This is a genomic window from Arthrobacter globiformis, assembly GCF_003261175.1.
GTDB classification, from domain to species: domain Bacteria; phylum Actinomycetota; class Actinomycetes; order Actinomycetales; family Micrococcaceae; genus Arthrobacter; species Arthrobacter globiformis_A.
The window spans coordinates 88,817-96,554 of sequence record NZ_QLNP01000094.1 but is presented as its reverse complement, the minus strand read 5'-3'; the positions used below and the strand labels follow the sequence as shown (position 1 = coordinate 96,554).

Genomic DNA, 7,738 nt, shown 5'->3' with positions numbered 1-7,738 from the left:
AGCCAGGATCAAACTCTCCGTTGAAGAAAAACAGACACAACCAGAAACCACGGAAATAACGCGGAAACCAGCTGCACAAAATTTGAAACCAGCTAAAAACACCAGACCACACCACGGAGGCGGCACGGTCCGGCAAATTCAACCAATTTAATAAAAAATCGGTATCAACAAACTTGGCACACTATTGAGTTCTCAAACAACAGACACATTCGAATACTTCTCGAAACAATTCCGGATAAAAACCAGTAATTTGTGTTTCGTATTTCTTCGCTGCGATGTTTCTAGCTTATTTCATTCATTTTCACTTTGCAAATCCGGGTTATTCACCCGATATTTACCTCGTGGAACGAATCCGCCCAGCACTAATGGAAGCTTTTCTTCATTCATGCTTTGAAGTTGAAGAATTGCTTCTCAGTGCGGGGGGTTTGTCACCGCTCAGCGGCGGCGACTCAGAAGACATTACACGCTCCCCCGCGGCCGGGCAAATCGGCTGCGGAGGAGCGTGCACTTGGTCGGTTCCGGTGCTAGGCGCCGGTCACCTGGACCGTGGCCAGGTTCTTCTTGCCGCGGCGGAGCAGCAGGTACTTGCCGTGCAGGAGCTGGGACGGGGAGATCACCGCGTCCGGGTCCGTGACCTTGGCGTTGTTGACATAGGCGCCGCCCTCGCCGACGACCCGGCGCGCCGCGGACTTGCTGTCCGACAGCCCCGAGGCCACCAGCAGGTCGATGATGCCGAGTCCCGCTCCGTCCACGGAAGCCGACGGCAGTTCGGCCGTCGCCGCGGCCAGCGTCTGCTCGTCGAGCACCGACAGATCGCCGTTTCCAAAGACAGCGGCAGAAGCGGCAATGACCTTTTCCGTGGCTTCGGCTCCGTGGACCAGGGCCGTTACTTCGTAGGCGAGCTTCCGCTGGCCTTCGCGGGCGAAGGGGCGCTCGGCGACAGACACCGCCACGTCCTCGATCTCCGCCCGGGTCAGGAAAGTGAACACCTTCAGCCGGTCCACCACGTCCGCATCAGCGGTGTTCAGCCAGAACTGGTAGAAGGTGTACGGGCTGACCATGGCAGAGTCCAGCCAGATGGCGTTGCCCTCGCTCTTGCCGAACTTGGTGCCGTCCGAGTTGGTGATGAGCGGAGTGCCCAGAGCATGAACCGTCTTGCCCTCAACCTTGCGGATCAGTTCGGTGCCGCTGGTGAGGTTGCCCCACTGGTCCGATCCGCCGGTCTGCAGCATGCAGCCGTAGTCGCGGTAGAGCTCGAGGTAGTCCATGCCCTGCAGGATCTGGTAGCTGAACTCCGTGTAGCTGATGCCTTCCTCAGAACTGAGGCGTGAGGCCACGGCGTCCTTGCGCAACATGGTGCCCACACGGAAGTGCTTGCCGACCTCGCGGAGGAAGTCGATCGCGCTCAGCGGCGCGGTCCAGTCGAGGTTGTTGACCATCCGGGCGGCGTTGGCGCCGTCGAAGCTGAGGAATCGGCGGACCTGGGCCTGCAGGTAGCCGACCCACTCGGAAACGGTGTCCTTGGTGTTCAGGGTTCGTTCCGCCGTCGGACGCGGATCGCCGATCAGCCCGGTGGAGCCGCCCACGAGGCCCAGCGGCTTGTGGCCGGCCAACTGAAGCCGCCTCATGAGGAGGAGCTGGACCAGGTTGCCCAGGTGAAGGCTCGGCGCCGTGGGATCGAATCCGCAGTAATAAGTGACCGGCTCCCCGGCGAGAAGCTTCTCCAGTTCCACCTCATCGGTGGATACGTGGACAAGGCCGCGCCATTTGAGCTCCTGCCAGATGTTGGCGAAGCTGGGGTCGTTCTGCTGGGATTCGAGCTCATTTAGTTGTGACACGCCTTCTAAGTTAGCAGGATCGGCGGCCCCTGGACCCTCGTGAAGGGCTGGAGGCAGGCCGGACCGCGAACGGCCGGCCTGCCCGGGAACATTAGCGTTCGATGCCCGCCGGAACGTCCGCGGCCGCGATGAGCCGAAGCCGCTGGGTGGGGCGCGTCATGGCGACGTACAAATCGCCGACCCTGCCGTGCTCGTGGTTCAGCATGGCGCTCGGTTCCAGGACCACGACGCCGTCGAACTCAAGTCCCTTGGCTTCCCGCGGGCTGATGACCACCACGTCCTGTTCGTAACTGCCGGCACCCGTGCCTAGCCGGGAGCCGTACTTCGCCCGCAGCGCGGCGGTGGCCTCCCGCAGCAGGTCGCCGTCGGCAATCACGGCGAGCAGGCCGCCGTCGAGCGCCTGGAGCTCCTCGGGTAGGACCTCCACCAGCCGGTTCACGAGGCCCGACTTGTCGACGCGGTCGATGATCGGCGACCAGCGGCCTTCCCGGACGGCCTTCGGAGCGGAGACCACCAGGCCGGCGGCGTTGGCCATGCGTGCCGCCGCTTCGGCGATTTGCGACGGCGTCCGGTAGTTCACCGTAAGCTCCTCCAGCTGCCAGCGGTCGCCGAACATCGGTGCGAGGGCTCCCTGCCAGGACTTCGCGCCGGCCACGGAACTGGTCTGCGCGATATCCCCCACGATCGTGAAGGACTTGAGCGGGCAGCGGCGGACCAGGAGCCGCCACTGCATGGGAGACAGTTCCTGCGCCTCGTCGACAACGATGTGGCCGAAGGCCCAGGTGCGGTCGCTGGTGGCGCGCTCGGCGGCCGTCAGGCGGGCCTCGCGTTCCTCGTTTTGCTCAACGAGTTCCTCAGCGGACATCAGGACATCGACGCCGGCGGACTCCATGTTGACCAGGGTCTGCCGGGCGTTGGCCAGGGCGCGGGCACGGTCCTGCTCCTGCTGGGCAAGGCCACGGCCTGCAGCAGGATCCAGTTCACCGAGCAGTTCAGCTGCTTCGTCGAGCAGGGGGACGTCGGCCTCGGTCCAGGGCGCACCCGGAGCCCGCAGAAGGAGCTCGCGTTCCCTGGCGGTCAGCCCGGGAGTGCAGGCTTCAAGGAGCGCGGGCTTGCTGAGAAGTTCGCCCACGAGCTTCTCGGGCGTCATCGGCATCCAGCACAGGTTCAGCGCAACACGCACATCGCGTGCTGTCCGGACGTCCTCGGCAAGGTAGGAACGGTCGGCGTTGTTCCCGATGTTGCCGGCTTCAACGAGCTCGGTCATCTGCTCGGTCAGCTCGCGCAGCAGGATCTTGACGAACGTGACGCGGGCCTCGTTGTGCGGCTTGCCGGTGGAGCGTGCGCGTTCGCGGGCGCGGCGGACCTGACGGGGTGTGAGGGTCAGCCTTCGGCCGTCCACTTCCAGGATCCGGTTTTCCGCCGGAATGCGCTGCCGGTTAGCCACGGCATTGGCGATGACCTCGGCCATCTCCAGCCGGCCCTTGATGGCGGCAACGTCCGCCTCCTGCTCAGGCACTGCGTTGATGCCGGGCATGAGCCTGCCAAGGCTGGCCATGACGACGCCGGTTTCACCCAGCGACGGCAGGACACGTTCGATGTATTTCATGAACGACGACGACGGGCCCACCAACAGCACGCCGGCGGACTTGAGCCTGTCGCGGTGGGTGTACAGCAGATAGGCGGCGCGGTGCAGGGCCACGGCGGTTTTTCCGGTGCCGGGGCCGCCCTGCACCACGAGGGCGCCGGAGATGGAGGACCGGATGATGCGGTCCTGCTCGGACTGGATGGTGCCCACGATGTCCGACATCCGGCCCGTGCGCTTGGAGTTCAGGGCGGCCAGCAGGGCGCCCTCGCCCTGCAGTGAGTCGGCGTCCGAGAGCATGTCGGCGTCCAGGACGTCGTCCTCGATGGCCTTGACCTCGCGGCCCTGCAGGATCAGGTGCCGGCGCCGGCGCACTCCCTGCCGGTCAAATGCCGTGGCCTGGTAGAAATGGCCGGCCTCCGGCGCACGCCAGTCGACCATGAGCCGGACGAGGTCCTCGGTGGTGAGCCCGATGCGGCCAATGTACTGCGCCTCGCCGGAGTCCAGGTCCAGCCGGCCGAACACCAGGCGGTCGTCGACGGCGTCGAGCTGGGCGAGGCGGTCCTCGTACAGGGCCGCGAAGGCATCGCGTTCGGAGACGTTCTGCATGGTGCCGATTGCTCCAGCGCGGCGCACCTGGGCCAGCTGGGCGCGCTTTTCCGCACGCAGTTCATCAAGCCGTGTGTACAGGCCGGCTACATAGTCCCGTTCGTGGGCCAAATCGGCGTCGTGCATCGTTCCCCTATCGCAAAAGACAGACCGTCCATTCTATAACCTTTTCGGCTTGTGTGGCGGCTGTTGAGCTGCATACAGCAGGTTATCTGACAGCGCGGCTCCGACGCTCGCGGCAAGGCCGCTGGTCAGAGGCGCAGCAGCGACCGCACGCGGTGGCCGGCCAGGGCGGAGCGGCCACGCAGCTCGCCGAGTTCCATCACCACGCCCACGCCCGAGACGTGGACCCCGCAGCGTTCAAACAGGCGGGCGGCTGCCCCGAGTGTGCCGCCCGTGGCGAGGACGTCGTCGAGGATCAGCACCCGGCTGCCGCGGGCCAGGTCCGTGGTGTGGAGTTCCAGCGTGGCGTTGCCGTATTCCAGGGCGTAGTCCTCGGAGTAAACCTCGCGGGGCAGCTTCCCGGCCTTGCGCACTGTCACCACGCCGGTGCCGGTGGCGTAGGCCGCGGCGGAAGCGAGCAGGAAGCCCCGCGCCTCGACACCGGCCACAGCATCGAACTGCCCCTTGAACGGTTCCACGAGCGCGTCGACGACTGCCCGGAACGCGGGACCGTCGGCGAAGACGGGGGTCAGGTCCTTGAAGGTGATTCCGGGTTTGGGGTAATCCGGAACGGTCGCGCAGAGGCTGGTAATGAGTTCGTCCACGGGGACGGGCCTGGGGGCAGGGGCTTGTTCGCTGTGGTTCACCCGTCCAGCCTACGCCCGCGGCGGACGCGCCTTTGCAGCCTTGTAGCGGGACACGGTGGGGTCGCCCGTGAGCCAGAACCGCCAGGGATAATCGTGCGTGCCGCCATGACCGGCGACGCCGACCCGCGGCCCCGTGCTGACGTGGGCGGCGGGTGCGGGCGGCAGCACCAGGCCAAACGGTGGACCCAGGGCGTCCCGGCCGCTGTCCTCGGTGTTCAGCCCGAGTGCTGTGGCCAGCCGGGCGGGTCCGCTGGCCAGGTCCTTGGGGGCTTTCGACGTCGGCCGGCGCGCGAGGGCCAGTTCACGGCCCTCGACGATCTCACCCGCGCGCAGGAGGATTGCGGAGGCATGGCCGGCCGGGCCGCAGACGATGTTGGCGCAGTAGTGCATGCCGTACGTGAAGTAGACGTAGAGGTGGCCGGCCGGACCGAACATGGGGGCATTCCTGCGGGTTGGGCCGCGGTAGGTGTGGGAGCCGGGATCGGGATGCAGTGAATCGACGGGGCCCATGTACGCCTCAAGTTCGGTGATCCGTACGGCGACGGAACCTTCATCGCTGTCGTGCGTCAGGACGGCTCCCAGGAGCAGCGGGGCGATTTCTCGGGCATCGCCGGACAAGAACTGCCGCACAGGGCCGCTGGTGGTCATGCCCCGACTTTACCGAAGCGCCTGTTGTCCCAGGCCTGATGCCTCGGGAAGCCTTCCACGGCCATGTCCGATTTCCGCTAGCAGCCCGCCTTGGGGACTGGCAGGATGGAGGCATGGACTTCTGGCAGCGCTACCGCGCCATCGACGCGCGGGACACCCGCTTCGACGGGCAGTTCTTTACGGCGGTGCGTACCACGGGCATTTACTGCCGGCCGTCGTGCCCCGCGAGGACGCCCAAGGCGGAGAACGTCACCTTCTATGAGACGTCCGCCGCCGCCCACGACGCCGGGTACCGCGCCTGCAAGCGCTGCCTGCCCGAGGCAGTGCCGGGCACACCGGCCTGGAACCTCCGCTCGGACATTGCCGGCCGGGCCATGCGGCTGATCAATGATGGCGTGATCAACCGCGACGGCGTTGAGGGCCTCGCCTCGCGGCTGGGCTATTCATCCCGGCAGCTGAACCGGATCCTCAGCCATGAACTCGGCGCCGGTCCCCTGTCCCTGGCCCGGGCCAGCAGGGCACAGACCGCACGCACGCTGCTGGTCTCCACCACGATGAAGCTCGCAGATGTCGCCTTCGCGGCGGGCTTCAGCAGCGTCCGCCAGTTCAACGAGACCGTGGCCGAGGTGTTCGACATGACGCCGACCGCGCTGCGCAGCACCGCCCGGCATCATCCGTCAGCCCCCGCGAGCACCTCACTCACGCTTGCGCTCCCCTACCGCGAACCGTTCGACCCGGGCGTGTTCAGCTTCCTCGCCGTCCGTGCCATTCCGGGGATCGAGGCCGGAACCGCAACGTCCTATGCCCGTACGCTGCGGCTTCCGCACGGGGACGCGCGGTTCAGCGTGGAATACACGGGCGCGGAATACTCGGCTACAGCGAACGGCACCGGAGAGGGCGGAACTCCAAGGTACGACGGCGGGCCGCACGGGCGGCCGCTGGTGCTCACCATCGGCGCGGTGGACCTCCGGGACCTGCCGGCCCTGCTGAGCAGGGTACGCAGGCTTTTTGACCTCGACGCCGATCCCGTCGCCATTGACGGGGCGCTCGGTGCCGATGCCCGGCTTTCGGCGTCCGTGGCGGCAGCGCCGGGGATCCGCCTGCCGGGCGCCCTCGATCCGCAGGAACTGCTGATAAGGGCGATGGTGGGGCAGCAGATCACGGTGGCAGCTGCCCGCACGGCCCTCACGCAACTGGCCGCGGCCGGCAGTCCCAGCGCGGCGCCGGGCGACGGGCTTTCCCGGCTGTTCCCGTCGCCGGCGCAGATCGCCGAGGCCGGCGCGGAACTGCTGCGCGGCCCGCGGCGCAGGATAGAGTCGCTGCTGGCCGTTGCCACCGCCCTGGCCGAAAACACGCTGGACCTCGGCTACGGGGACGACCTGCCCAGCCTCTCCGCCAAGCTGCTGCCGCAGCCGGGCGTCGGGCCGTGGACCGTGGGATACGTGGCCATGCGGGTCATCGGTGCACCGGACATCTTCCTCGCCAACGACGCAGCGGTACGCAACGGTATCCGGGCGCTGTCCGTCGGCGCCAGCCCGATAACCGGTACGGCGGGAAGTGGCGCTACGCCGTCGTCGGACTTCCAGTCGTCGGACTTCCGCGAAGTCAGCCCCTGGCGTTCGTACGCCACCATGCACCTCTGGCGCGCCGCTGCAGCTGCACCCAGAAATTCTGTACCCCCAACTCCCGCCGCCCGCAGGGCGCAACCAACGAAAGCGACAGTGCAATGAAAGCCCAGCTGCTCACCATGACAACGCCGGACGGGCCGTTCACCATCATCGCCCGCGACGGCGTGGTGCTCGCCTCGGGCTGGACGGCCGACCCACAGGACCTGACGGGCCAGATCCATCCGCAGCTGTTGCCGGACGCCTACGAGGCCGTGGAGCATCTCGGCCCGATTTCCGCGGCTGTGGAGGCTTTTTACGCGGGCGACCCGGCTCCTGCCATGAACGTGCCCGTCCTGCAGAAATCGGGCCCGTTCCGCGCCCACGCGTGGGACGTGCTCCGCACCGTCAGCCCGGGGGCGCCGGTCACCTACACGGAATACGCTGAGCTGTCCGGCAATGCCAAGGCAGTCCGCGCCGCCGCCAGCGCCTGCGCCTTCAACGCCGCTGCGCTGTTCGTACCGTGCCACCGGGTGGTCCGCACGGACGGCACAATGGGCGGCTTCCGCTGGGGGCTGCGGATCAAGGAAAGCCTGCTGGCCCGCGAAAAGCAGGGACTCGCCGCGGGCTGAACCAGCTGGCCGG

At 66.9% G+C, this 7,738-nt stretch carries 6 protein-coding genes; 2 read left to right on the top strand and 4 right to left on the bottom strand.

Annotated features, from left to right (window positions below; genetic code table 11):
* Positions 1-524: 524 nt before the first annotated feature.
* From tyrS to DBZ45_RS15400, 4 genes are all read right to left on the bottom strand, one after another.
* A complete protein-coding gene (gene tyrS / locus DBZ45_RS15415) occupies positions 525-1,838 on the bottom strand; it encodes a tyrosine--tRNA ligase (RefSeq protein ID WP_111904749.1) in 1,314 nt (437 codons plus the stop codon).
* A gap of 91 nt (positions 1,839-1,929) precedes the next feature.
* Positions 1,930-4,158 carry a HelD family protein gene (locus DBZ45_RS15410; protein WP_111904748.1) on the bottom strand — a complete coding sequence of 743 codons (2,229 nt, stop codon included), beginning with the start codon at positions 4,156-4,158 and terminating at the stop codon, positions 1,930-1,932.
* Between the two features lie 125 nt (positions 4,159-4,283).
* Entirely contained in the window at positions 4,284-4,841 is a 558-nt protein-coding gene (locus DBZ45_RS15405; protein WP_111904747.1) for an adenine phosphoribosyltransferase, read from the bottom strand.
* 9 nt (positions 4,842-4,850) lie between these two features.
* Positions 4,851-5,489 carry a DNA-3-methyladenine glycosylase gene (locus DBZ45_RS15400; RefSeq protein ID WP_111904746.1) on the bottom strand — a complete coding sequence of 213 codons (639 nt, stop codon included), beginning with the start codon at positions 5,487-5,489 and terminating at the stop codon, positions 4,851-4,853.
* Between the two features lie 113 nt (positions 5,490-5,602).
* Here DBZ45_RS15400 and DBZ45_RS15395 point away from each other — a divergent pair, with 113 nt between their 5' ends.
* On the top strand, positions 5,603-7,219 hold the full coding sequence (locus DBZ45_RS15395) for a DNA-3-methyladenine glycosylase 2 family protein (RefSeq protein ID WP_111904745.1): 1,617 nt from the start codon (positions 5,603-5,605) through the stop codon (positions 7,217-7,219).
* Entirely contained in the window at positions 7,216-7,725 is a 510-nt protein-coding gene (locus tag DBZ45_RS15390) for a methylated-DNA--[protein]-cysteine S-methyltransferase (RefSeq protein WP_111904744.1), read from the top strand. The genes DBZ45_RS15395 and DBZ45_RS15390 overlap by 4 nt, the downstream gene beginning before the upstream one ends.
* The last annotated feature ends 13 nt before the right edge of the window (positions 7,726-7,738 follow it).

Excerpts from the sequence above, each read along its gene's own strand:
- DBZ45_RS15410 (WP_111904748.1), bottom strand. The coding sequence starts at position 4,158 with ATGCACGACGCCGATTTGGCCCACGAACGGGACTATGTAGCCGGCCTG.
- DBZ45_RS15400 (WP_111904746.1), bottom strand. The coding sequence starts at position 5,489 with ATGACCACCAGCGGCCCTGTGCGGCAGTTCTTGTCCGGCGATGCCCGA.
- DBZ45_RS15395 (WP_111904745.1), top strand. The coding sequence starts at position 5,603 with ATGGACTTCTGGCAGCGCTACCGCGCCATCGACGCGCGGGACACCCGC.
- DBZ45_RS15390 (WP_111904744.1), top strand. The coding sequence starts at position 7,216 with ATGAAAGCCCAGCTGCTCACCATGACAACGCCGGACGGGCCGTTCACC.